The 24753-nt window shown below is 56.3% G+C and carries 22 protein-coding genes, 1 tRNA gene, 1 pseudogene and 1 riboswitch; of the genes and pseudogenes, 11 read left to right on the forward strand and 13 right to left on the reverse strand.

The annotated features are described in order from the left end of the window. Positions 1-264 precede the first annotated feature (264 nt). Positions 265-340, forward strand: a riboswitch (Fluoride riboswitch). A gap of 58 nt (positions 341-398) precedes the next feature. After that, entirely contained in the window at positions 399-902 is a 504-nt protein-coding gene (locus GSD1FS_RS03565; RefSeq protein WP_155588399.1) for an inorganic diphosphatase, read from the forward strand. A 20-nt stretch (positions 903-922) separates the two neighbouring features. Further along, on the forward strand, positions 923-2209 hold the full coding sequence (gene eno, locus GSD1FS_RS03570; RefSeq protein WP_155588400.1) for a phosphopyruvate hydratase: 1287 nt from the start codon (positions 923-925) through the stop codon (positions 2207-2209). Between the two features lie 823 nt (positions 2210-3032). Here eno and GSD1FS_RS03575 read toward each other — a convergent pair. From GSD1FS_RS03575 to GSD1FS_RS03620, 10 genes are all read right to left on the reverse strand, one after another. Continuing rightward, on the reverse strand, positions 3033-3713 hold the full coding sequence (locus tag GSD1FS_RS03575) for a hypothetical protein (protein ID WP_155588401.1): 681 nt from the start codon (positions 3711-3713) through the stop codon (positions 3033-3035). 2183 nt (positions 3714-5896) lie between these two features. Next, a complete protein-coding gene (locus tag GSD1FS_RS03580) occupies positions 5897-6745 on the reverse strand; it encodes a phage major capsid protein (protein ID WP_196425019.1) in 849 nt (282 codons plus the stop codon). A gap of 191 nt (positions 6746-6936) precedes the next feature. After that, positions 6937-7425 (reverse strand): hypothetical protein, encoded by a 489-nt coding sequence (locus GSD1FS_RS03585; protein WP_155588403.1) that lies wholly within the window; start codon positions 7423-7425, stop codon positions 6937-6939. A gap of 12 nt (positions 7426-7437) precedes the next feature. After that, complete coding sequence (locus GSD1FS_RS03590; protein WP_155588404.1) at positions 7438-7614, reverse strand: hypothetical protein; 177 nt, start codon at positions 7612-7614, stop codon at positions 7438-7440. A gap of 6 nt (positions 7615-7620) precedes the next feature. Then, positions 7621-7878, reverse strand: a complete 258-nt coding sequence (locus tag GSD1FS_RS03595) for a hypothetical protein (RefSeq protein ID WP_155588405.1) — start codon at positions 7876-7878, stop codon at positions 7621-7623. Between the two features lie 10 nt (positions 7879-7888). Further along, positions 7889-8182, reverse strand: a complete 294-nt coding sequence (locus tag GSD1FS_RS03600) for a hypothetical protein (RefSeq protein ID WP_155588406.1) — start codon at positions 8180-8182, stop codon at positions 7889-7891. A gap of 190 nt (positions 8183-8372) precedes the next feature. Continuing rightward, positions 8373-9773 (reverse strand): YfjI family protein, encoded by a 1401-nt coding sequence (locus tag GSD1FS_RS03605; protein WP_155588407.1) that lies wholly within the window; start codon positions 9771-9773, stop codon positions 8373-8375. Next, on the reverse strand, positions 9758-10003 hold the full coding sequence (locus tag GSD1FS_RS03610) for a hypothetical protein (RefSeq protein WP_155588408.1): 246 nt from the start codon (positions 10001-10003) through the stop codon (positions 9758-9760). Before GSD1FS_RS03610 ends, GSD1FS_RS03605 begins: the two co-directional genes overlap by 16 nt. Next, positions 10004-10642: a hypothetical protein gene (locus GSD1FS_RS03615; RefSeq protein WP_155588409.1), complete on the reverse strand. Its 639-nt coding sequence runs from the start codon at positions 10640-10642 to the stop codon at positions 10004-10006. It abuts the gene before it with no gap. Continuing rightward, on the reverse strand, positions 10639-10827 hold the full coding sequence (locus GSD1FS_RS03620; protein WP_246165797.1) for a helix-turn-helix transcriptional regulator: 189 nt from the start codon (positions 10825-10827) through the stop codon (positions 10639-10641). Before GSD1FS_RS03620 ends, GSD1FS_RS03615 begins: the two co-directional genes overlap by 4 nt. A gap of 156 nt (positions 10828-10983) precedes the next feature. Between GSD1FS_RS03620 and GSD1FS_RS03625 the strand changes: the two genes are divergently transcribed. Both GSD1FS_RS03625 and GSD1FS_RS03630 read left to right on the forward strand, forming a co-directional pair. Next, complete coding sequence (locus GSD1FS_RS03625; protein WP_155588410.1) at positions 10984-11367, forward strand: hypothetical protein; 384 nt, start codon at positions 10984-10986, stop codon at positions 11365-11367. A gap of 269 nt (positions 11368-11636) precedes the next feature. Continuing rightward, the gene (locus tag GSD1FS_RS03630; protein WP_155588411.1) at positions 11637-12815 is read left to right on the forward strand and encodes a tyrosine-type recombinase/integrase; all 1179 of its coding nucleotides are present in this window, start codon (positions 11637-11639) and stop codon (positions 12813-12815) included. A 100-nt stretch (positions 12816-12915) separates the two neighbouring features. On the opposite strand, the gene GSD1FS_RS03635 is transcribed toward GSD1FS_RS03630, so the two are convergent. Next, a tRNA-Lys gene (locus GSD1FS_RS03635) sits at positions 12916-12991 on the reverse strand. A 739-nt stretch (positions 12992-13730) separates the two neighbouring features. On the opposite strand from GSD1FS_RS03635, the gene GSD1FS_RS03640 reads away from it, so the two are divergent. Beyond that, positions 13731-15272 carry a C69 family dipeptidase gene (locus GSD1FS_RS03640; protein ID WP_155588412.1) on the forward strand — a complete coding sequence of 514 codons (1542 nt, stop codon included), beginning with the start codon at positions 13731-13733 and terminating at the stop codon, positions 15270-15272. A gap of 300 nt (positions 15273-15572) precedes the next feature. On the opposite strand, the gene GSD1FS_RS03645 is transcribed toward GSD1FS_RS03640, so the two are convergent. Further along, entirely contained in the window at positions 15573-16346 is a 774-nt protein-coding gene (locus GSD1FS_RS03645; protein WP_155588413.1) for a TetR/AcrR family transcriptional regulator, read from the reverse strand. Positions 16347-16407: 61 nt separating this feature from the next. Between GSD1FS_RS03645 and ftsY the strand changes: the two genes are divergently transcribed. From ftsY to GSD1FS_RS03670, 5 genes are all read left to right on the forward strand, one after another. Continuing rightward, positions 16408-17748, forward strand: a complete 1341-nt coding sequence (gene ftsY, locus GSD1FS_RS03650) for a signal recognition particle-docking protein FtsY (protein WP_155588414.1) — start codon at positions 16408-16410, stop codon at positions 17746-17748. A 370-nt stretch (positions 17749-18118) separates the two neighbouring features. Then, on the forward strand, positions 18119-19414 hold the full coding sequence (locus GSD1FS_RS03655) for an ammonium transporter (protein WP_155588415.1): 1296 nt from the start codon (positions 18119-18121) through the stop codon (positions 19412-19414). Between the two features lies 1 nt (position 19415). Then, positions 19416-19754 (forward strand): P-II family nitrogen regulator, encoded by a 339-nt coding sequence (locus GSD1FS_RS03660; RefSeq protein WP_155588416.1) that lies wholly within the window; start codon positions 19416-19418, stop codon positions 19752-19754. A 119-nt stretch (positions 19755-19873) separates the two neighbouring features. Next, positions 19874-21733: a [protein-PII] uridylyltransferase family protein gene (locus tag GSD1FS_RS03665; RefSeq protein WP_155588417.1), complete on the forward strand. Its 1860-nt coding sequence runs from the start codon at positions 19874-19876 to the stop codon at positions 21731-21733. Between the two features lie 374 nt (positions 21734-22107). After that, complete coding sequence (locus tag GSD1FS_RS03670; RefSeq protein WP_155588418.1) at positions 22108-22470, forward strand: hypothetical protein; 363 nt, start codon at positions 22108-22110, stop codon at positions 22468-22470. Positions 22471-22503: 33 nt separating this feature from the next. Here the strand turns inward: GSD1FS_RS03670 and GSD1FS_RS03675 are convergent, their stop codons facing one another. Continuing rightward, on the reverse strand, positions 22504-23070 hold the full coding sequence (locus GSD1FS_RS03675; RefSeq protein WP_155588419.1) for an NAD(P)H-dependent oxidoreductase: 567 nt from the start codon (positions 23068-23070) through the stop codon (positions 22504-22506). A 249-nt stretch (positions 23071-23319) separates the two neighbouring features. Between GSD1FS_RS03675 and dnaB the strand changes: the two are divergent. Continuing rightward, positions 23320-24683: pseudogene (gene dnaB, locus GSD1FS_RS03680) on the forward strand (replicative DNA helicase). Positions 24684-24753: the final 70 nt, after the last annotated feature.

Consider the following 24753-nt stretch of genomic DNA (forward strand, 5'->3'; position numbering starts at 1 on the left):
CTGTGCAGAAAATAAGCGGAGATAGAGAAAAGCCCGGTGGCGGGAAACCGTCGGGCTCAAGAGAGAAGAGAAGAAGAAAGGTTGTTAAGTTATGCCCAGCTGTGCAGCTGATGACTACAGTATAGGGTCGCGTTTCTTGGCTTTTCTATGAATCTTCCTGAAAATACGGTGTGAGTTCTCTGCCGTTTTCTGCAAAAAGAATTTCGCGCATTGACGCTGATGTTCGCGAATATCGAACGAATAGTCGCGCAGTGCCGTGCTACTATGAAACACGGGTATGAGGTTCACCCAAGGCAATCCCGCCTAAACCGCCATTTGAGCTGATGACTTCTGCAGGGATGCAGGAGTCTTTTTATTGCTTCTTCTCCCTGAAAACGAACTGTACGGGAGGAGCCTGTATGACAAAGCTTTCTAGCGCGCCGACGTTCACGGTGACTGTTGAGATTCCGCGCGGATCGCGCAATAAGTACGAAGTTGACCATACGACCGGCAGGGTCAAACTTGATCGCACGCTGTTCACGTCGATGGGTTACCCGATGGATTATGGCTTCATTGACGGCACGCTGAGCGAAGACGGCGACCCGCTCGACGCACTGGTGATGCTGCCCGAACCGGTGTTCCCGGGTTGCGCGGTGGAGTGCCGTGCTGTGGCGTTGCTGCATATGCGTGACGAAAACGGGCCCGACGCAAAGATTCTGTGCGTGCCGGTCGATGTGCGCTACGACGCCATAACCGATCTCGACGATATCGATGAGTACACGCAGCGTGAGGTCGTGCATTTCTTCGAGCAATACAAGGCGCTCGAGCCAGACAAATTCGTGGCACCCGACGTGCATTGGGAGCCGCTGGCTGCAGCGGAGCAAGAAATCGCAGCGTCGTTCGCGCGTGCAAACAACAACTGACCAATTCTTAAGGAGTAACAATGAGTGCAATCACTGACATCAAGGCATATGAAATTCTCGATTCGCGCGGCAACCCGACCGTGGAGGTCGAGCTGGAGTGCGCAAGCGGCGCCAACGGCCACGGGCTGGTTCCTTCCGGCGCCTCCACTGGCTCGGCGGAAGCCGTGGAACTGCGCGACGGCGACCCGAACCGATACCAAGGCAAGGGCGTGCTGAAGGCGGTCGAGAACGTCAACACCACCATCAAAGAAGCGCTGATCGGCAAGGATGCGTCTGACCAGCGCGCCATCGACCGCGCGTTGATCGAACTCGACGGCACACCGAACAAAGGACGCTTGGGTGCCAACGCCATTCTCGGCGTCTCGCTCGCGGCATTGCGTGCCTCCGCGCAGGAAGCGCATCTGCCGCTGTACCGCTACATCGGCGGCACGAACGGCTACATGCTGCCGGTGCCCTGCATGAACGTGCTCAACGGCGGTGCGCATGCTGATTCGAACGTCGACATTCAGGAGTTCATGCTCTCGCCAATCGGCTTCGACTCCTACCATGAGGCATTGCGCGCGAATGTGGAGACATACCACACGCTGAAGTCGCTGCTGAAGAGCCGCTCGCTCGCCACCGGCCTCGGCGACGAAGGCGGTTTCGCGCCGAATCTGGCTTCGAACGCCGAGGCATTCGAACTGCTCGTCGAGGCAATCGAAGAAGCCGGCTACAAGCCGGGCGAGCAGATCGCGCTCTGCTTCGATGCCGCAGCCACCGAGTTCTACGACAAGGAGAATGGCGTTTACAACTTCGATGGCGCGCAGAAAACCGTCGCACAGATGACGGACTACTACACGAAGCTCATCGACGAGTATCCGATCATCTCGATCGAGGACCCGTTCGAAGAGAACGCGTGGAGTGATTTCGCCGACCTGACCTCGCGCATCGGCGACCGCGTGCAGATCGTTGGCGACGACATCTTTGTGACGAATCCGCAGCGTCTGAGCCGCGCGATTCGCGAGCACACGGCGAATTCCATTCTCATCAAGCTCAATCAGATCGGTTCTGTTACCGAAACGCTTGACACCATCCGCATGGCATGGCGTCACGGTTTCACCACGATGGTCTCGCATCGTTCCGGCGAAACCACCGACACGACGATCGCCGACCTGACCGTCGGCACGAACGCGATGCAGCTGAAGTCCGGCGCTCCGGCTCGCGGCGAGCGCATTGCCAAGTACAACCGCCTCGCGCAGATCGAGCGCGAGCTTGGCGACGACGCGCAATACGCCGGTCGCGCTGCGTTCGCTGCACTGAACAACTGAAGTAGCCTGTTTTGTACACGTGAACTGTGCCGTAGGGGCTAGGCTCCTCGCGGCACAGCTCGCACGTGCCTTATGTTACAGAGGTCATCGACTGAGATAGAGAAAAAGCCCGGCGGTGGGAAGCCGTCGGGCTCAAGAGAGAAGAGAAGAAGAAAGGTTTTAAGTTATGCCCAGCTGTGCAGCTGATGACTACAGTATAGGGTCGTATTTCTTGGCTTTTCTATGAATCTTCCCGAAAATACGGTGTGAGTTCACTGCCGAAATCCCAACGGCGCGAATCTGCATCTGCGTTAGTGGTCTGAATCTAAATACTGTTCACCTATATGATCCCTAGAGGTATTATAAAGTACCTATATATTTATTGAAAATATATACTATTGTATATGGAGTATAATAAAAGAACAAGCTTCTTTAGGTATTAATATTGCCTTATATAATATAAATTATATTCCGATGTTCGTATGACGAGTGGTTCTTGATAAATACTGTGAAGATTTGGCTAGGAAGTGCTGTGAAATGTGTCTTGAGAACATATTGAGGATTGCCATCCTCAATTAACTGGGTGGTTAATATGAGCGTATAATCTTTGTTGTACTCAAAAGGTTGCTAATTTGTGCCGTCTGATCTGGTAGTGCAGCATGTAGGTAAATATAGGTAGGAATGAATTTTTACCTATCGCAAGATAGTGTTTAACGATATAATTTTTCATCATAAAAGATAAATAAATATTTTAGCTAAATAATGTGTGCAGGATGTTCGTATTCAATATAATTCCTGGGGAGTGATACCGATACAATAATTCAGACATTTATTAGGTCACTTTCTAATTCTTTCGCTCCTCTTGCTGGGCAAGCCAGTTGCACTGGTCTCTCACTAGGGTAAATCCAGGTAAGTTTTTATAATGACTAGTGAAAATTTCGCTTTCTGTAGATGGTTGTACTGTATCTTCGCGACCGTCTGTCGTATAGAGCGTATACTTCACGTGATGCGAATCTGGCATGGGGTCGCTTGTTTGAAAGCTGCTCCCTGCTAAGAATATAAGTTGTGATTCACCTGGCTGCAAAGTAATTTGTGTTTCTCCAAATGAAGAATCTTGCTTTTGCTTGGACGAAGAATCTTGTTTTTGATTTCCCGAATTATATTGATAAATATGACCGTTTGTATTAGGGAGTGCTAAAGGTTTAGATTTCAAATCTAACACACCATTTGAATTGGTCGAAGTTATGCACATCGTTTCATGGGCCGTAGATTTTTCTTGACGGATTTCGATGACGGTACCTTGTGTTCTGCCGGTATTGGTGATCACCATCGCAAGGCTTGCCCGTGACGATATAGAACGGTCGGATAAATTCGTATCTTTGACTTTTTCCTCTGGTGCTGTTACGTATGAAAGTTTGAATCTAGCTCCTTCCTGCTGCCACCGCTTGTCTTCTTCTCTCCAGCGTTGTATCTCTTGCTGATATTCGGCGTTGCTGCTTTTTGTGTCTTGTTTCCATTGGTACATTGGTACCAATATTCCAGCTACGGTAAGTACGGCTGAAAAATGTTGATAAAGATAGAAACAATTTCATTATTGGATTTTAAATAAGATTTAAAATTATATAATCTATTGTTGTGATAACATTTTAATATTATAATTTTGTCAGATAATAAACTATTAAATCCTTTGATCTTTATAAAACTATGTTTTGATCGATTTGAGGTTGTGTTTTTGTGGGGCACGTTATGAACCCTACCCTGTCGCCGCTGCTCCTTGCGGAGAGTATCTTCCTCAGCGATGAGAGCAGTCAGGATGGGGTGAATTGTTGAAATATAGTTTGGATCACTTAGGCTGGTGTTGGTGATGTCGCATCTAATTGTGGGCGGGTTTTTAGTTGTGAATTTTTGTGGTGCGCAATCATACATATCGCAACGATCAGTATTTTAATATTTATGTGAATATACTGAAGGAAATTCAGTTAAAACAGGCATAATGGTCAGATGCAGGTCGGTGCTGTGGGATGTGAAGGCTGGCGACAGTAAGTTCCTGGCGGGGTAAGGTAATTATTGATGGTTCACGAGTAATGAGTATACTTGCAGTTTTATTGGTGGAGATAAACGAAAATAAATAGAGCTCAAATCGTTGGAATATCAACGCTTTGAGCTCTTTAGTGGTGCCCCCCAGGGATTCGAACCCTGAACCCACGACTTAAGGGGAACCTGTTTTCGCGGGCTATCGGCATCTATCGGGGTATAGCGGAAACGTTGAAATTCCAAGGAAAACACTAACGCTGCATAACGGCTTCTATCGCTAAATGTACTTGGTTTATACTTAGTTTTCACTCTAGGACTGACCTGATTTGAGGTCAGCGGCTGCTCGGCGTTTCCTTGGTTTAGATCGTGTGGCTGACTCTAAGTATTTCTTAGGGTCATGGCGTTCCGGATTCCATCAGGATTACTGATGATATTGTCGAGCCTAGGTATTTCCTAGGGTCGGTGCTTCTTGATGCTGTTGAGGTTGGTGAGCCGAGCAATGGCTACACTATAGTCATTCGCATTCAGCCCCTAAACCTCGATACCGATGTTTGACGCTGGCAAGGGGCGCTCACGGTATGGATGCCCTTCGCGGGCGGGGTATCGTTTCGTTACCCCCTCTGAAGGGGGTCGTGAAACGCTATATCCTTCTAGGGGTGTCGATTGAGCCGACGCCCTTTGTGCGGCTGAAAACTGTTGGAACGGCAGTTTTGGCTTCTTGAGCCGGTGGGGTCGTGGAATGCTGCCCCGCCACGGCAGGGGGGCAAAACTGGTGGAACGCCGGTTTTGGAAGGGGTCACTACTGCTGACACCCCTAGGCTACTCAACGACAAAACGCCGTCGAGTCCCTTTGGATGAACATCAGAATTTCTGAAGTTCGTTGTGGAGGGTGAACGGTTCGTTCACCGTCGCAAGGGGGTAACGTTTCGTTCACCCCTTTTGCATGTCCGTGCAAGTGGGGTGGTGAAACGCCACCCCGTAGACGTGGGCGCATGTGCGGGAAGAGTCGTGTTCAACCGCTCAGCCTTACTGCCGACTGGATTCCATTCGAAGTGTCACGCCTTTTCCAAAAAGTCCTGAAACGCATTCACAGTCAGAACCAGAGACCCTTGCGGCCTCGCTTTTTGGCAGGGGTACACCTCCCCGCCCCGGTGTCTTGTCGGGTGTTTTCCGTCGCGGTTCGCGACGGTATCCGCCTGCTGCGCGTGACTGCAACTTTACAAATCGTAATGTTTCCTCGCTGCAATGCCTGAAGGTGCTCCATGCTACGGATGCCCCTTGCCTGCTCCCTTGATGCCATTCCTCCGTATTACGGAGGTTTGCGTCACGGTTCGTTAAGGTATCGGCAACCCCAATAGTGTTGTGGTTGGTGTGCGGCCGCCGTTTCGGGACGGCAACCCCTATGGTGTAGTGGTTGAACCTCGATACTGTCGAGGTTTGCCGTGGCTCGGTGGAATGTGGATACTATCCACGTTGTCTCGCTAACGTTTCGTTATCGAGTTCATACGCTGTCCCGTTGCTTTGACGGGTCAGGATACGACAAGACCCCGGAAGTGAAAGGACTTGAACTTCCGGGGTCTCGCCGTTTTATTACTCATTTTAGCCGAGTGGAGTATCCTTGGCTGATTCCTAGCTTAGCCGTTGCGTGTCGGCTTCTCTAGTACGTTCGGCCTGTTATTTCACGGCCGGTAGCGTGATCTTGCCGATGCGCTTGGGGTGGATGATGCCGAAGCCCAGTCGCATGGTCAGTCGCATGACGCTGGAATCGCGTGTGAAGAGCGCGTCCGTGCTGGTGGAGGATTCGACTTGGCTCGCGGATACGATGACGTCCTTGGCGCTCATGGTCAGGATGGTGTCGGCGGGGGTCTGCGAGTTGAAGATGACGGGCACGTTGAACAGGATGGGCGTGGCGCTGGTGGTCACGTCGGGTTCCACCAGTGGCCTGCCGTCCTTGGCTGTGAGTGCCATGAGGCGCGCCCATGTGCTATAGCGCATGACGATGGACGTTGGGCTCGCCCCCTTGTCGGTGGTGGTGGAGAGTGCTGTGAGGATGGGGCTCAGGTCGGTGAGCGTGGTGGGTGCCTGTTCGCTCAGCCCGCTCATGTTGGCGATGCCTGCGGGTGTGCCCGCCGTGCTGTCTGCTTGGGCGCTCAGGAAGAGCGCGTCCGCCTTGTTGGTCATGGCGCGTGTGGCTCCGTCGCCCACGAGTGTTCCCGCGTCGGGGTAGCGCATGGATTCGTTGGACAGGGGGATGATCATGGCGATCTTGTGCGTGCCTACGCTGATCTGGTTGAGCGTGGCTTCGCTTTCGCTGATTTCAGCGCCTTCGGCCACCACGTTGGCGGTGGGGTCGGTGTCGATGTAGGGGATGTTGACGCGTGGCGCGTCGCCGTCGATGACCACGCTTTGCGTGGCCACGAGTTCGTTGAGGGCTATCGCGTCGGGGATGGTGTCGGCTGGTTGTGTGAATTGCGAGTCGGGGAACGCTCCCTTATTGCTCGTGGTGGTGAAGATGTTACTCATTTGATTTTCCTTTGCTGTCCTCGCGTCACCGTCGTTGGTGTCGGAAACAGGACAACCGCAGTGCGACGCGAACCTTGTATCGTGTTGTTGGTTTCGCCCCGCCCTGCGGTTGGAAAAGATCTGGATGGCAAGCGCCCTGCGTTGCCGTGCCTGCTTTCCAGTGTACCCGTTTGCCCTTGCGGGTTCAAGGGTCATCGTTGCAGTTTGTTCGCCGCGTCCTTGATGCCGTTGCCCGTTGTGGAACCCGCGTACGTGCCGCCACCCTGATGCATGCGGCGCAATGAAGCAAGCCCCTGCTTTAAAGCGCTGTCATCCTTCTTCGCGGTTGTCTTGCGTTGTTCGTTGATCTCGTCCACGAAGGCGATGGTGTCCTCGGCCCATTGGGTGAGTTGGTCGGCCGTGGCATCCTTCGGCGCGTACTTGTCGAGGATGGTGTCGGTGAGTTCGGCGTGTTCGCGTTGGATGGCCTCGCGTGCCTGTTGCAGTTTGATGGCGTCAAGTTCGGCCCTCAGCCGGTCGGCTTCCTCGCGGGCTTCCTTCGCTTCGATGCGTCGGCGCGCGTTCTCGCGGCTGAGCTTGCCTTCCTCGCGTTCCCCACCGGGCTCGGCCGTGGTGTCCGTCTGTGTGGTGTCCGTGTCCGTTTCGGGCATGGTGGTGGCGTCTGTAGTGTTCTCGCTCATGTGGTTCCTTTCTTAGAGCAGTTCGTAGATCTTCGCCAGTTTGATGTGTAGTTCGTCCAGTTCGTTTTCCAGTGCGTGCGCGTAACGGCGCATGTACACGGCTTCGGATACCTGTTGACCGTTGATGAAGAACTCACGACGTGAACCGTGGTTTTTGCGCGTGTGGAAGCCCTCGGCCTTGCCGTACACGTGCCGTCACCTGTCTGTGTCCGTGTCATCGGCCAACGTGTCCGCTGCCGCGTCGAGCGCGTCCGCGTATTCCTGCCGATAGCGCATGGCGAGCTCGTGCAGTTCCTCCGGAGTGCGTGCCCAGTTCGCTGCCTGCGCGTCCGCGATGGTTCCCGCCGCCTTGCCTATGACGTTGCACAGCGTGCCTAGTTGTTGGTTGAGCAGTTCCAGATTGGTGACTACATGCCATTGGAAGACGTCGAGCTTGTTCTTGTCGATGTTCATGGTTTTCCTTTCAGTTGGTTCGCGTGCCGTCCTTGCGAACGGTCTTGCGATGGTTCTTGTTGTTGGTGTCGGGGAATGCGAGGCCGGTGTCGGCTTCTATGGCACGGCATTCACGCGCCAGTTCACACAGCGGGCAGCCGGTGAGTATCTCGCCGGTCGGCTTCGTGCTTCCCTTCGGGTAGGTGAGTGGCTGGAGCGGCGTGTACGACTTGAAGTCCCCGCATAATGGCAGGCCGTTGCTGTCCGCCCAATGCTCCACGTAGGTGGCTCGCCGTTGCGTGCGACGTTTGTAGACTCCCATCATGGTTCCTTCCTGATTGCTGTGATGTTAAACACTGTTAAACTGTTAAACGCCTTACTCCCGTAAGGGGTTTGATGTTAAACACCGATGTCAAACGTGTTAAACAGCCACGGGATGTGTTTAACATGTTTGACAAATGGCGTTTAACATGGGAACCCTTATGGCAGTAGGCTGTTTAACAGTTTGACACTGTTTAACATGTAAGAATGTTCGTATCTTCTATCTCGTAGCAGACGCGGCCGCGATCATCCTCGAACTTCCTCACTTCCCCTTGTGCTTCCATGCGGTCGATGACACTGCTGAAGTACCGGTAGTCCCTGGCGAGTTTTTGCCCTAGGTCGCGTCGCGGCATGGAACCGTATTCCAACGCTTTGCGGATGCGTTTCGACAAGCGTTCGAACAATTGGTGCTCGGCTTCCCCGCGTGCTTGCGCGGATGCGCTCACCCTGTTCGCTTCGTTCCGGATGGCTTCGCGCCGGTATTCATCGAAGAGCCAATCGCGTACCATGTCCGATCTGGACACGACTTGTTCCGCCAGTTTCCAGTCTTCGTCGGTGACTACAGTCCTGCCGTCCATGAGCGCGTAGATGGCGGCCACACGGGCTACCTGTTCGACGCGGTGGCCGTCCACGTCCCTGACCCTCCCGGCCGTTCCCATGCGTATGCCGCGCAATGCGGCCATCTTCGCTATTTGGGGGTAGGTGATCGTAACGGGTTGCTGGCTGTTTGGCAGTTCCGGTTCATGCCATTTTTGTTTCGGCTTGCTGGTTGTCGCGTCCTCTTTCACGGTGGTGTCTGTGGTGGGGAAGTACAGGAAGCGTCCGGCGAACCCGTTGGCGGTGCCTTCTGTGACGAAGATTCCTGCGTGGGCTGGCTGCACGCCGAAGACCGCAGACAGTCGGTACAGTCCGGCGCCGACGCGCAGATCAAGCTCCCGCGTCTTGGTCGTGGCTCCCAGCGTCTCCCCGCTCCATGCCTTGAGCAGTTCTGGTATGAGGGTGCTTCCCGTCCGGTGCGAGAGGGCGGAGACCTGAGTCGTTTCCGTGCAGATCATCAACGCGCGGTCTCTTCGTTGCGTCACTTGCCATTCGTCGCCGTCCTTGACTCGTTCGACGTACTGGGCTGAGATGGCCTCTCCGGATGCCGGATTGATCTCCGCCACTTGCCCGGATTGGTCTGGGCACAGGCGTTGCGCTGTGGCGATGGCACGCGATTTACCGTTGCCCGTGACGCCTGCCAGATTAACGAACAGGTTCAACGGCATCGGTTCGTCGCAATCGGTCAGACACGCCTTCACGTTCGCGGGGATGCGGCTGGATACGACGGCGAGCACAGCACCCAACAGCGCCTCGCGTGACATGCCCATCCAATCGGCGCGCTGCATGATATGCCGCGTCCAATCGCGCGCCTCGTAGAAGTCGGGTTGCAGCTGTGTCAGGGACAGTTTTTCGATAGGGCTGATTCCCGTTGCCTCCGTGGTTTCGTGCTCATTCGCGGTGCTCCGCATATTCGGGCTCACCCCGTATCGCAGATCGCCGGCGATGCCCGCCATGCTTGGCGTGGCTGGGCGTTCTCTTGTCAATGTTTGTGGCATTGCCTCTCTCTTTCTTCTTCTATGAGCAGTTGGCTCACCCATGGCAGTACGTTGCCGCCTGCCGTGCGGGGGATGCCGTCGCCCCGGTAGGCGAGTTCGTCCGGCGTGTACGTGGCGAGTCCTTTGTCGCCGGTCTTGTAGTAGTCCTCACGCGCACGCCCGTCGAGCTTGTCCTTGTTGAGCTGGCAGAACAGGCGGCATGAGCGTTCAGTGAACTCGGTCGGGCTCATTCACGCCTCCAGCGCGTGCTTCGCGTCGGTGAGGGCTTGCATGTAGCCGTCGATGATGTTCAGGGGAACCGTGTAGCAGTCGGGTTCGTCCCTGTTCCTGTATTCGTCGATCGTTTCGGTGAGTTGGCGCAGCATCTCCATGCGGGCGACGGTCGTGTAGGCGTCCTCGCATTCATTCAGGGTCTGCGCCCCGGCGATGTGGAAGGCGTAGTCGAGTCCGGCGCGCAGTTTGGCGAGCCTGAACCTGTCCTCCTCCTCGCCTTGCGTGCTGGCGTCCTGTTCGCTGGGGTGTTCGTGGCTGTCCTGATAGGGGGTAAGCGCGTCCGTGACCATGTGTTCGGCCTGTTCGTATACGAGCACGGGTGCGAGGCTCAGCCCGTGGTCTCGGCTCATGCCCAGCCGGTTGGCGATCAGCACGTCGAACTGTTTGGCCAGATCGGTGAGCGTCTTTTCGCAGTCGGCGCGCGTCATGCCCGCTTCCGTTTCGGGCAGGGCGTGGCGAACGTAGGTGATGGCCGTGTTCCAAGCGCCCGCTTCGTGCGCCGCGTCGGGGTCGGCTTCGCTGACGCGCTGGATGGCGCAAAGCAGGCGCGTGCCCATGACCTCAAGAATCATGCGAAGGGTGGTCGTGATGCTCATTGTTGTTTTCCGTTCTCTGCGTGTTCGTCCATGAACTTGTTCACCGTGTCGCTGTTCCAGCGGAGACGGCCGCCGATCTTGATTGCCGGTGGCAGCGTCTCCGGCATGTACGTACGGCGACGGTATACGGAAGGAACGCTGATGCCCATGATTTCAGCGAGCTCCTTAACTCCGATGGTCGTCACTTTGACCTCCAATCTGTGCTATTTCAATTTTGCACATATAGTGATGTACGACAGTATATGTGCTAAATTAAAAAGCACAGTTCGGCGTGTCGGAAAAGTACAAAGGGGCTAAGGATGAAGGTTTGAGAGTCGGAGAACTATGTAATATTGGTATGTATGACATCCTTAAGAACGCCTGCAAAATTGCCTTATCCGTGGATTGATGTCCCAATGCAAAGTTGGTCGGCCGAAGACTTGAAGAGAGCGGGTTTACATTTTGACAGTGGTGAAGCTGCGGAATTCGCTGGATGGAGATTTATTAAAAGCCGTGAGTCGGATGTTCTGGTATTACTGCGCCTGCAAATGACCACGGAAGAGGATCATCTTTCACTCAATTATGTTTTATACGATTTAACGTTTAAAGCAATTCCGCCATACGATATACAAGGGAAAGACTTACGTCAGTTTTCTGTATCTGCTATTTGCTCAGCGTATTCGAAAAATGATGCAGCGTATCTCATCGGTGCAAATAGACTATTTGCAATAAAAAAGCCCCAATAGAAGTGCAGCGAGAGTTTCTTGTTGATGATACCCCTATTTTTAAAGAACTTCACGATAAAGAGCTTCCGAAAAATATGCTCGGAATGATTGGTTCTATGTGTTAGTTGCCGTTCAGTATGAAGATATTGAACATTTGGGATTAAGCGGCAATACAGCTGCTGAGATGGCGAAAATAAATTCAGGTGTCGCCGCTGGTAGTGTGCGCCGGTGGATTAAGAAAGCTCGTGATCTGGGGCTTCTTGCTCCTGCTGATTGGAAAAGGTCTTGATATGCCTAGGCCACGTATGCCCATAGGTGAGCATGGGGTGATCTCCTTCACGGTCAATGACTGCGGAACCGTTACCGCGCACACCAACATGCGCGTCGCGAACAGTCATAGGCTGTTGCAATTGCACGCCACTGCCCAGTCGAAGGCGAAAGCGGAATTGGCTCTCAAGGCCAAGTGCGCGCGAATCAGGGACATGGGCGCTGGAACCGTGGACGCGAGCATGACACTCAACAGACTCGCTGACATGTACATGGAAGAGAAACGGAATACGCTCAGGACGGGAAGCATAGACTCCTACAAGTCGAACATCAAGAAGATCAAGAAAGGCGTTGGCAACGTGGGCGTGCAGGAAGCCACACCCATGGTGCTGCAACGGTTCATCGACGATGTGGCTGAAGACAGCAGAAGTTCGGCGAAGACCTGCAAGAGCATACTCAGCGGAATGTTCCGCATAGCCGTGCGCAACGGAGCTCTGGCGCATAACCCGGTCTCGGAGCTCGACAGCCTTCGCAGGAAGGAAGGCGAGGAAGACAGGAAGGCGCAGGCGATACCGCTCGACAAAGTGGGCTACGTGTTCGAACGGTTGCAGGACATTCCTGCGATCGTGAGGAACGACGAAGTGGAACTGCTCAAGTTCATGTGCCTCACAGGGCTGCGCGCAAGCGAGGCGTGCGGCCTGCAATGGGATTGCGTGGACTTCGAACGTGGATACATAAGGGTGGAACGGCAGGCGGAGCGCGTGAAGGGTGAAGGTCTGAGAATAGCCCCCTATACGAAGACCCAATGCAGCCGCAGGCGCATACAGGTGCCGCCTGCACTCATGGACAGGCTGAAGTCGCGGCATGAACGGCAGTCTGAAGACCCCGCATTGAACCCGCATGACCTAGTGTTCCCGCTTCCCACAGGCAATATTCGGGAAGAGAACCTGTTGAACAGGCATCTGCGGGAAGGCAGGACGAAGCTCGGTCTGCCCGGCCTGCGCATAACCTCTCATTCCTTCAGGAAGACGTGTTCCACCATTCTCGAAAGCATGGGCGCCTCGCGTCTGGCGATACGAGACCAGCTCGGCCATGAGGATGTGGAGCTCACTGAGAACGTGTATATCGCCCGGTATGTTCATACGCAGGAAACGGCATCACAGCTGGAGGAATGGGCGGAAGATAACGGCTTCTATCGCTAAATGTACTTGGTTTATACTCAGTTTTGGCCTTTTAAGGCGATGGGTGCGAAAACGAAGAAGAGCTCAAATCGTTGGTATACCAACGTTTTGAGCTCTTTGGTGGTGCCCCCCCAGGGATTCGAACCCTGAACCCACGACTTAAAAGGACGCTGCTCTAACCGTTGAGCTAGAGGGGCAACAATCAGACATTGTACAACGCACAGCAGAAATTGCCAAACTGTGCGCATGTTCGCATATGTCGAAATAACCATGCCGCGCAGTGAGGCGATCACCAATGCATGTTGTCTACTCTTTGCAGACAATATGACGATAATCCGCGGCCCGCATAGTCGTATCGTCATAGAACTTTAGACAACATGCACATAATCAGTGGTCTGTGTAGTCATGTTGTCGAAGAGCGTTAGTCAATATGGTCACGGAAGCAGGCGAATATGTTCATATTGTCAAAGAATCTTAGACAACATGTATTTGCAGGCTGCGAATGGTCAAGTTGTCGAAGTGCTCTAGACAACATGCATCTAGTGGGAGTGTACATAGCCATGTTGTCGTACGTTCCTAGACAATACGCATATTCCGAAGTTTTTGTCTGGTCGTGTTGTCGCAGAATTTTCGACAACATGACCAGAACAATGCGCACAAATGGTCGAGTTGTCGGAGAATTTGAGACGGTATGACTGAAATGCGCGCGAATATGTTCATGTTGTCGAAGAAGTATAGACAACATGTACGTGGGTAGTGGATGAGATGGTCAAGTTGTCTATGGAGATACGGCAAGTTGACCAGTGACGGGCGCGTTACGCAGGAGTCTGCACAGAGCTTGCAGAGCACACTGAACACATTGCACGCGCGGGACACATGTACGCGCCGTGCGCTGAACCTGCCGTGTGCGCGCACGTGCGGAGTAAGTTAATAGGTATGTCTTGTACAACGTTATTGGTCGGCAAATCTGCAAGTTATGACGGCTCGACGATCGTCGCACGTAATGATGACTCGGGCAGCGGCAAATATGATCCGAAGAAATTCGTGGCGGTGAAGCCAGAGGATCAGCCGCGGCACTACAAGAGCGTGATCAGTCACATGGAGCTCGATCTGCCGGAGGACCCGTGCCTCTACAGCATCGTGCCGAACGTGCTGCCGAACCGCGGAGTGCTCGCCGAAGCGGGCGTCAATGAATACAACGTGGCGATGAGCGCAACGGAGACCATCGCCGTGAACTCGCGCGTGCTCGCAGCAGATCCGCTCGTCAAGTTGCAGCCCGCGGAAAACGGTCACGAGGAGATTCCGGGCGGACTCGGCGAAGAGGATATCATCACGCTCGTGCTGCCGTACATCAAGAACGCGCGCGAAGGCGTTGCGCGACTCGGCGAACTGCTGGAAAACTACGGCACGTATGAGTCGAACGGCATCATCGTCAGCGATGTGAACGAAATTTGGTACGTCGAGACGATCGGCGGGCACCACTGGATCGCGCGCCGCGTGCCAGATGACTGCTATGCGGCGATTCCCAATCAGCTCGGCATCGACGCGCTCGATCTCGACGACGCGTTCAGTGAGCGCCGCATGAACATGTGCAGCGCCGATCTGCTCGATTTCATCAACGCGAACCACCTCGACCGCACAATGCCGACGCTGGAGCGCGACGAAGTTGAGCTGAACCCGCGCATTGTGTTCGGCACGGCGACTACGAAAGACGCGATCTACAACACTCCGCGTGCGTGGTACATGCAGCGCTACCTCAACCCGAGCGAAGACTGGGACTCGCCGAACGCGAAGTATCGCCCGGATTCGCAGGACATTCCGTGGGTGCGCGAGCCGGAGAGCAAGGTGACGATCGAAGACGTCGCTTTTCTGATGGGCTCGCATTTCCAGGGCACGCCGTATGACCCGTACGGCACGACCGGCACTGCGGAAAGCCGCCACCGTTACCGCCCGATCGGTGTGAACCGCACCGGGCAGATGGTGTGCATGCAGATCCGCCCGTATGCTGCGCCGGCGTTCCGCTCGATCATGTGGATTTCCTACGGTTCCGGCGCATTCACCACGCCGGCGCCGTTCTACGCGAACGTCACCGATACGCCGGCGTACCTGCGCGACACCGACGGCACGAACGCGTCCACCGACTCGCTCTATTGGACGAACCGTATGCTTGCGGTGATGGCTGACGCGCATTACTACGACACTGACGGCGAGGTCGAGCAGTACGTGGAGGATGTGCAGGCGCACGGTCACGCGATCATCGCGCACACCGACGCCTCGATCCGCGACGATGCCGACGCGCTCGCCGACGACTCCGCACATGAAGGGCTCAAGGCGATTCGCTTGGAACTGCAGACGGCGAACGACGCGATGGCCGAATGGCTGCGCGCACGCACGCAGAAGCTGCTCAACCAAGTGCTCTACACGACGAGCAACTTGATGAGCAATTCGTTCAAGATGAGCGATCACTGGATGAACTGAGTGGCGCGCGCTGCAACGCTATGCGGCATATTCAGCTAGACATAGCGAGCTATCGGCGCGCATTGCGATGTGAGTGACCCATATATGTGAGTGACACATATATGGGTCACTCACATAACGGTGATTGCACGCCGAATGATGGTGTGTGAGCGTATCTCGCTTACGAGGAGACATTACTGAGCATATCCGCGTGTATCGGTGACGGCATTTCAACGATTTGAGGCGATTGTACTTGCCGAATCGGCCGATAATGTCTCCTCGTAAGCGAGATGCTCTGCACCGGCACTTGAAGCAACCGCATCAGTCGGCTGATGATTCAGGCTCTCCGGCGGATTCCTCGGCAGGCTTGGTGTTCTCGGCGCTCTCATCCGGTGAGTCTGCCGAGCTACCGGCAGACTCGGTAAGTTCCTTGGCTTCCTTCTTCTCCTCTTTTTCGCGCGCCTTCTTCGCCTTCGCGCCCTCAAAGCGCAGTTCCGGCTTGGCTTCCATGCCTCGCAAGCCGTTCCACGCGAGGTTGACGATGAGCGCGGCCAGCTGCTCTTTGCTCAGCTTGCGCTGATCCGCCCAGTATTGGCCGGTGTAGACCGTCATGCCCACGAGCATCTGCGCATAATACGGCGCGTTCTTCGACGGCAGCTTCTGCCTCTTGAACCATTCCTCGAGGATTTCCCCGACGCGCGTAGACACATCGCCGAGCAGTGACGAGAACGAGCTTGTGGGGTCTGTGGTCGGGGAGTCTCGCACGAGCACTTGGAACCCCTCGGCGTTCTCTTCGATATAAGTGAGCAATGCGAGCGTGGTGCGTTCCACGATTTGCCGCGGATGCACGTCGTGGTCAGACAGCGCGGCGAGCAACGTTTCGTTGAGCGTGCGCATCTCGCGGTCGACGACGACCGCGTAGAGCCCTTCCTTACCGCCGAAATGCTCGTAGACGATTGGCTTGCTGACTTTGGCGGTCGCGGCGATTTCCTCGACGCTCACCGCTTCAAAACCTTTGGAGGCGAAGAGGGAACGACCGATTCTAATGAGTTGTTCTCGACGCTGATATGAAGACATTCTCGACGCATTAGCCATATTCTCCATTGTCTCACGAGGGCTGACGCTTCTGCTCTAACCTGTGAACTACCCTGAAAGCATGGATACGAATATGGTATACGGCATTATTGTCGTCATAGTGATCGCCGCGCTGCTGGTTCTCGGCGGCATTTGGATGGATCGCTCACGCAAGAAGAATATTGAGAGGCTGGAGCACGCCTCGAACGCCAAGGAAGAGGCTGCGAAGGCGAAGGCCGACGCACGCTTGGAAGCCGAACGCAAGGCTGAAGCTGCCAAACGCTCGAACGAAGAGGCGATCGAGGCTCAAGCGCCGATAACCGCCGAAGAGCTCAAACACGAGGAACAGCAGAGGTTGGCGGAAAATCCGCCGAAGCTCGCTGAACCGGAAGAAGTGCCCGGCGAAGCGGCACCTGAAGCCGATTCCGTGGTTGAAGACCTCAACGTGGTTGTGGAAGAGCCCACTCCTGTTGCTGAAACGATCGAAAAGCCTGCCGGCGAGAAGACCCGCCTGCAACGGCTGCGCGAACGCCTGAGCAAGTCGAGCAACCCGTTCGGCAAAGCGCTGTTCAACATTCTGGCCAAAGACAACCTCTCGGAAGCCGATTGGGAAGACGTTGAAGACACGCTGCTGCTCGCCGACGTCGGTGCGGAAGCCTCGGAACAGTTGGTCGACAAGCTGCGCACCGACGCGCGCGTGACCGGCGAGAACGACCCGGCACAGCTCAAGGATGCGCTGCGCTCCGAACTGCTCAACCTCGTGGGCACCGACATGGATCGCCGTCTTGAGGCGAACAAGCCCGATGCCACGAAGCCCAGCGTCATCATCATGGTGGGCGTCAACGGCACAGGCAAAACGACCACGGCCGGCAAACTCGCCCGCCTGTTCGTCTCCGAGAACAAGTCGGTTATGCTCGGCGCAGCCGACACATTCCGTGCCGCCGCAGCAGACCAGCTCGAAACCTGGGGCGCGAAGGTGGATGTTCCGGTTGTGCGCTCCGACCGCGAAGGCGCCGATCCCGCTTCCGTCGCATTCGAAGCCAGCGAGAAAGCCAAGGAAAACGGCGTTGACGTGCTCATCATCGACACGGCAGGCCGTTTGCAGAACAAGGCGAATCTGATGGACGAGCTCGGTAAGATCCGTCGCGTCACCGAGAAGAACCTCCCAGTCTCCGAAGTGCTGCTGGTGCTCGATGCGACCACCGGGCAGAACGGCATGACCCAAGCCAAGGTGTTCGCCGAAGCGATCGGCATCACCGGCGTCGTGCTCACCAAGCTCGACGGCTCGGCGAAGGGCGGCATCGTCATCTCGGTGCAGAAGGAGCTCGGCGTGCCGGTCAAACTCGTCGGCGTCGGCGAAGGCCCCGACGATCTGGCGCCGTTCGACCCCGAATCCTTCGTGGACGGCATCCTCGGCGACTGAGATCTCAGCATCTCACTGCGCAATCTGCTGCCGAATAATATGAATTATTGTTCGGCAGCATTTTGTATTGACGAAACCTAGTGTTTACAGACAATAATCTGAAATATTTCTTCGCAGGTTTGGCTTTGAAAATCGCATGCTAAGGTAGCACGGCGGAACTGCCAAGCCACACATCAGCGAACCGGAGCAGTTCGCGCAGACGCAAGAAAAGGTTACACGCTCGTAATCGGCCGTAACTTTTTCAAAACTCGGCGGGCGTTCCATAACAACTGTCAGCTCGCGAACGCGGGCGAGAAACCGAACTCGTTCGAGCAGCACAGCAGCCGAACGAGAACGAACACAAAAGAGAAAGACAAGAGAGGGGTGGCACATGGGTCAGCTTGATTCCGGTAACACCGCGTGGATATTAACTTGTGCTTGCCTGGTGTTTCTGATGACTCCGGGCGTCGCACTGTTTTACGGCGGTATGGTTCGCGCCAAGGCAGTGCTCAACATGCTCATCATGGAGGCGGCCGCGCTTTCGGTGACGATGATCATCTGGGGACTGTGGGGCTGGTCGATCGCCTACGCAGGCAACTCGATCGGCGGCATCTTCGGCGACCCGGCGACCGGCTTCCTGCTTCGCGACACGATGGTCGCGCAAGATGGCGTCTTCACATCGGCCGCAAACAACAGCAACAACTACCCGGTCAGCGTCGACGTCGCATTCCAGGCGGCGTTCGCTATGATCACCGTCGCGCTGATCTGCGGCGCGATCGCCGAACGCGTGAAGTACAGCACGTGGATGATCTTCGTGGCGCTGTGGATCACGTTCGACTACGCTCCTATGGCTCACATGGTGTGGAACGGCGGCCTGCTCTCCGCCGACGGCCCGATCTCTCAGGCTCTCGGCGCTCAGGCTCACGACTTCGCAGGCGGCACCGTTGTGCACATCAACGCCGCAGTCGCCGCACTGATCATTGTGCTTATTATTGGCAAGCGCAAGGGCTTCGGCACCGAACCGATGCGCCCGCACAACGTTCCGTTCGTGATGCTCGGCGCGTTCCTGCTGTGGTTCGGCTGGTTCGGCTTCAACGCAGGCTCCGCGTTCGCCGCAAACGGCACCGCCGGCTACGCTTGGGTGTCCACATCGCTCGCCGCGGCCGCCGCAATGCTCGCATGGGGCTTCACCGAAAAGATTCGCACCGGGCACTACACGGCAATGGGCGCTGCCTCGGGCATCGTCGCCGGCTTGGTTGCCATCACCCCTGCCGCAGACGTGGTGTCTCCGATCTGGGCGATCGTGCTCGGCGCAATCGCCGGCGTGGTGACCTGCCTCGCTTGCTCGCTCAAGTTCAAGCTCGGCTATGACGATTCCCTCGACGTCGTTGGCGTGCATGGCGTCGGCGGCTTGGTCGGTACCGTGCTGCTCGGCTTCTTCATGGAAGGCACTGGCCTCTTCTACAGCGGCAAGTGGAACCAGCTCGGCGTGCAGGTGATCATCGCGCTCATCGCCATCGCATTCTCCGCAGTGATCACGACGATCATCGCCTTCGCCCTCGAGAAGACGATCGGCTGGCGCGTCACGCAGGCTCAGGAAGTCGCCGGCATCGACTTGGCAGACCAAGGCGAACGCGCATACGATTTCGCTGGCACCGCCAGCTCCGTTATCAGGGAGATGAAGTGAGATGAAACTTATTACCGCAATCATTCAGCCACACAAACTCGATGACGTCAAGGAAGCGCTGGCTTCCGCAGGCGTGCACGGACTGACGATCTCCGAAGCGAACGGCTACGGCCGCCAGCGCGGGCACACCGAGATCTACCGCGGTGCCGAATACACCGTCGACCTGATTCCGAAGGTTCGCGTGGAAGTGCTGGCAGACGATGCCGACGCCGAGACGCTGGTTGACGTGATCGTCAAATCCGCTGGCTCCAGCACGATCGGCGATGGCAAGGTTTGGGTCGCGCCGCTCGACATGGTGGTTCGTGTGCGCACCGGCGAAACCGGTTCCGCCGCCATCTGACCGATTGAAGTCCCCGCTCGCGCTTTGCCATGTGCTCTGCGCAGCGGGGACTTCGCATATGCGCGACCAATATATATATGAGTCATGTGCGGCAGCCGTGCGAGAGAAATGAGTAGTGTATGCCAATCACCACATTGAAACAGCAGTTTCTCGAGCTCAGTCAGCCCGACACAGACGGCATCTACCGCGACGGCGCAGCAAAGCGCGCGGCTCGCACCGAGCTGGCGATGCGCGAACTCGCGCAACTATGGCATGATGCAGAGGTTGCCGTCTCATTCGAGATTCCGCATACCGGAATCGGACTCGCGGCGGTAGGATCTCTCGCGCGCGGGCAAATCGGCCCGTCTTCCGACTTGGATCTCGTGCTGATAACCGACGATCACGCGCCGCTTACAGACACGCAACTCGTTGAGTTCGCGAATCATCTGTGGTATCCGCTCTGGGACAGCGGGCTCGATCTCGACCACTCGGTGCGCACGCGTTCACAATGTGAGTCGGTGACTGATCACGATCTGCCCGCCGCAATGGGCTGGCTCGATGTGCGGCCAGTCGCCGGAGACGCAGCGCTCATCACATCTACAGCCACATCGATTCTGGAACGCTGGCGCAAAGCCGCGCGTAAGCGTCTGCCTGAGTTGCTCGAATCCGCAGCCGTTCGCTTGCAACGCTTCGATCGCGTCTCGTCGGTCAATCAGCCCGATATCAAAGAGTCGCGCGGCGGACTGCGCGACACCGTGCTGCTGTCTGCGCTTTCGGCGTCGTGGCTCGCCGACCGTCCGCACGGCAGATATGATCGCGCCGTTGAGAAACTGCTCGACGTGCGCGACGCCATTCATCTCGTGGCTCGCAAAGACACGAATCGCCTGCTCTCGCAATACCAGCCGCAGGTCGCCGCAATGCTCGGGCTCGCCGACCCGACGCTGCCGGAGAAGGAGCGCGCGGCGAAATCAATCGATGATTTGCAGACGCTGCTCGCCAGTGTGAGCCGCACGATCGCGTTTTCGCTGGACTCCACGGCGTCACGCGCGCAACGCACACTGCGGCACGAGAAACCGCGGTTCTCGTTCTTCCAGATCTTGCAACCGCGCGCGGGCGGCAAACGCGAAGCGCCGAAATTCGAAATCGTGGCGAACGGCGTCGCCGTGCACGAAGGTGAGATAGTGCTCGCGCCGGAGGCAGACGCGCGCGCTGACACCGCGCTGCCGCTGCGCGTTGCGGCGGCAGCTGGTGAGCGCGGTCTGCCGATCAACACATCGACGCTGACGAATCTGCGCCGCGCGCCACTTCGAGATAACGCGTGGACTGCGGAATCCCGCGCGTTGTTCGTGCGACTGCTTGCGTCGGGCAGTAATCTGCCGCAAGTGTGGGAAGAGCTTGATTTTGTTGGGATTCCAGGGCGTCTGATGCCGGAGTGGGACGCGATTCGCAACCGGCCGAGCGCGTCCGCCGCACACAGATACACAATCGACCGCCACATGCTCGAAGTGACGAGTCAGTTGACACGCGAGCGGCCGAAACTGAGTAATTCCGCGGAAACTGGCGGCGAGCTCGATGACGCGCACTACACCGCGCTGCTGCTCGCCGGCATTCTGCACGACATCGGCAAGCGCCCCGGCGTCACCGATCACGCGAAAGAAGGTGCGCGGCATGCGGCCGCCATTGTGAAGCGCATGGGATTCGACGCGCAGACAGTCGATTGGGTGCGCCTGCTCGTGCGCGAACACCTCACGTTGTCGGATTTCGCGGCGACGCGCAATCCGAACGATCCAGCGGTGGGCGCGGAGCTCGCCGCGCGCGTGAACCACGATCCGCTGCTGCTCGACATGCTGTTCGCGCTGACGAAGGCCGACATGTCGTCGCTTGGCGCAACTTCGGGCGAAACGATTTCCAACACCGTGGGCTGGAGCAAGTGGCGCGCGCAGCTCGTCACGACGATGGCTGCCACCGCGCGCTACCATCTTCCAGTCGCTGCAATCTGATGCCACCTTGCGACCATATATATTGGCCGCACAATACTCTCCAAATGTCTCGTATATAGTTTGGTCGGAAAAAGGGGAGAGCTGTCCACACGCGCGCACAGAGATTGTGCACAACATACAGGGTTTTCCACATAGTTATCCCCAGAATGTGCATAACTTAGCATTTTGTGGATAACTTTCAGTGAGTTATCCACCGGAGATGGTGCATAAATAATCAAATATTATTCACAGTGATATGTGCATAACAAGCGTCGTTGCCTAAAAGAACTGAAATAAGAGGCAATGATCACAGCACAGACTTAGTATGATGATTAAATAAATAGAGTTGTGCGAGATGATGCTGCACAAAACACATTGCACAGAATGGAGGACGCGTGGCGGAGGACGAGCAGATGGCACACGATGAACGCACCAGTATTGTGGCGGTGGTGCTTTTCTGCATCGGCGTTCTGCTCGTAGCGCCCATCGCGCTGTCGATGTTCACCGAGGGGTGGCGCACGCTGCTCATCGACTCCATGCACCGCACGCATTGGTTGTTCTGGGTGACCGCGCTGGTCGAACTCGCCGGGTGCGGCCTGCTGATCGCGGGAGCGGCGCTGTTCGACCGCGATCGCACGACGTCCGACGTGCGTCGCGCCCGCGAGCACGTCGGCAAAATCGTGCTGTCGATCATCGCCGCCGCCCTCATCGTGCAAGCGGTGATGATGCTTCTGCTGTATGCGCTGCTCGCGCTCTAGCGGCGTGCGCGAACGGTGCAATACTCAGACGGATCAGACTTCGCGCGCCAGCTTCCCGACTTTGGCGAGCATCTTCTGACGTTGCTCGAGCGTGCTGCTCTTGAGCGGGGTCAAATGCGTGATGCGGCACGGCTTGATGCCGCAGTTGCCGAGCACCTGCCTCTTGAGCACGCTGCCGTAGTCGGGCATGAACGGCACGGCGATGCGCGGGGTGTCGTGCGAGATGATGATCCATGCGCGGCGGCCGCCCAGCTTGCCTTCCATGCCGATCTTCTTGCCCTTGTATGCCCAGCCAGACACGAACACGCGGTCGGTGAATCCTTTGAGAATGGCAGGCATGCCGCCCCACCACACTGGGAAGATGAAGATCAGCTCGTTCGCCCACGTGATCAGATCGCGGTATTTCTTCGTATATGGGTCGGTGGCGAGGTCGCGGCGACGATGCTCCTTGTCGAAGAACAGCACTGGATCGAAATGTTCGGCATACAGATCGATTGTTTTCACCGTGTGCTGTTTGCCAAGATTATTCTGCACTTGCTCGAGCACCGCACCGTTGAAGCTCTGGTGATTCGGGTGCGCGTAGATAATAAGAATGTTCATATTCCGCCCTTCGCTCAGGTTCATATTGCCTGTCAACGTGTTGATTACCCACATACAGTAACGGTTCTCGTCCGCAAAGTCGCGTGTGACTACCCATTGGCGAAATTCGCTGCAAACATTGAACTTTTCTGGGAAACTGAGAGTGAAATTCTATGCAAAACTCGAGTACACGCCGTACACGCCCTAGAACACGCGAGCGGAGTGTGCGACCTCTTCCGCAGCATGGGGCTCACACATATAATCGAACTCATGGCTGACGGATTCTCTGAAAATGATGTGAACGATACTTCGCTGTTCGACCGCACTCCACCGCACGACGACGCTGCGGAGATGGCGACGCTCGGCGGCATGCTGATGAGCAAAGACGCGATCGGCGAGGTTTCGCAGATGATCGAGGTTTCCGATTTCTATGAACCGAAGCACCAGACGATTTATGAGGCGATCATCAACAAATTCGCCGCCTCTGAACCCGCCGACGCCGTGACCGTTGCCAACGCGCTCAACGACTCCGGCGAGCTCGACAAAGTGGGTGGCATCGACTACCTGCACTCGCTCATCGCTTCGGTGCCAACAGCTGCAAACGCGACATATTATGCGGAAATCGTGCATCAGCGCGCACTGCTGCGCCGCGTGATCGTCTCCGGCACGAAGATCGCGCAGCTCGGCTACAACGCCGAAGGCTCGCAGGCGCAGGATGTGATCAACATGGCGCAGGCCGAGGTGTATGAGATGAGCACCGGCCGCGTGCATCAGGACTATGCTTCGGTGCAAAGCGCGGTTTCCGACGCGCTCGAGCAGATCGACAGCATCCAAAAAGGTGAGCTGCAGCCCGGCGTGCCAACAGGATTCCGCGAAATCGATGACGTGACGAAAGGCTTGCAGCCCGGTCAGATGATCGTCGTCGCCGGCCGCCCCGCCATGGGCAAGTCGACGCTCGGCGTGGATTTCGCGCGTTCCGCCGCGATTCACAACCACGATACGACGATCATCTTCAGCTTGGAAATGAGCAAAGTGGAGCTTGCGCAGCGTATTATTTCGGCGGAAACGAGCATTCCGCTCGCAGCACTGCGCAACCCCGACGACATCGACCCGAACCGTTGGAACACGTTGAACAACTTCTATTCGAAGCTCAACGACGCCCCGCTGTTCATAGACGATTCACCGAACATGAGTTTGATGGAGATTCGCGCGAAGTGCCGTCGACTCAAGCAGACGAACGATTTGAAGCTCGTCGTGATCGACTACCTGCAGCTGATGACCTCCGGCAAACGCGTGGAAAGTCGCCAGCAGGAGGTGTCTGACTTCTCGCGTGCGCTCAAATTGCTGGCTAAGGAGCTCGAAGTGCCGGTTGTGGCGCTGAGCCAGCTGAACCGTGGCCCGGAAATGCGTAACGACAAGAAGCCGCAGCTCTCCGATTTGCGTGAGTCCGGCTCGATCGAGCAAGACGCCGACGTGGTGTTCCTGGTGCACGCCCCGACTTCTACAACGAAGAGGATCGCCCAGGCGAGGCCGACATCATCATGGCGAAGCACCGCAATGGTCCTACCAACACGTTCGGCTTAGTGTTCCAAGGCCAATATTCGCGCTTCCGCGACATGAGCCGCGAGGTCTGAGACTCACACAGTCGGCAGATGATTGATGGCTGGTTGGCAGCTGATTGGAGGCCGGCAACCAGCTCGCGAA

Origin of the sequence: Bifidobacterium canis, assembly GCF_009727065.1 — a bacterium.
GTDB lineage: Bacteria > Actinomycetota > Actinomycetes > Actinomycetales > Bifidobacteriaceae > Bifidobacterium > Bifidobacterium canis.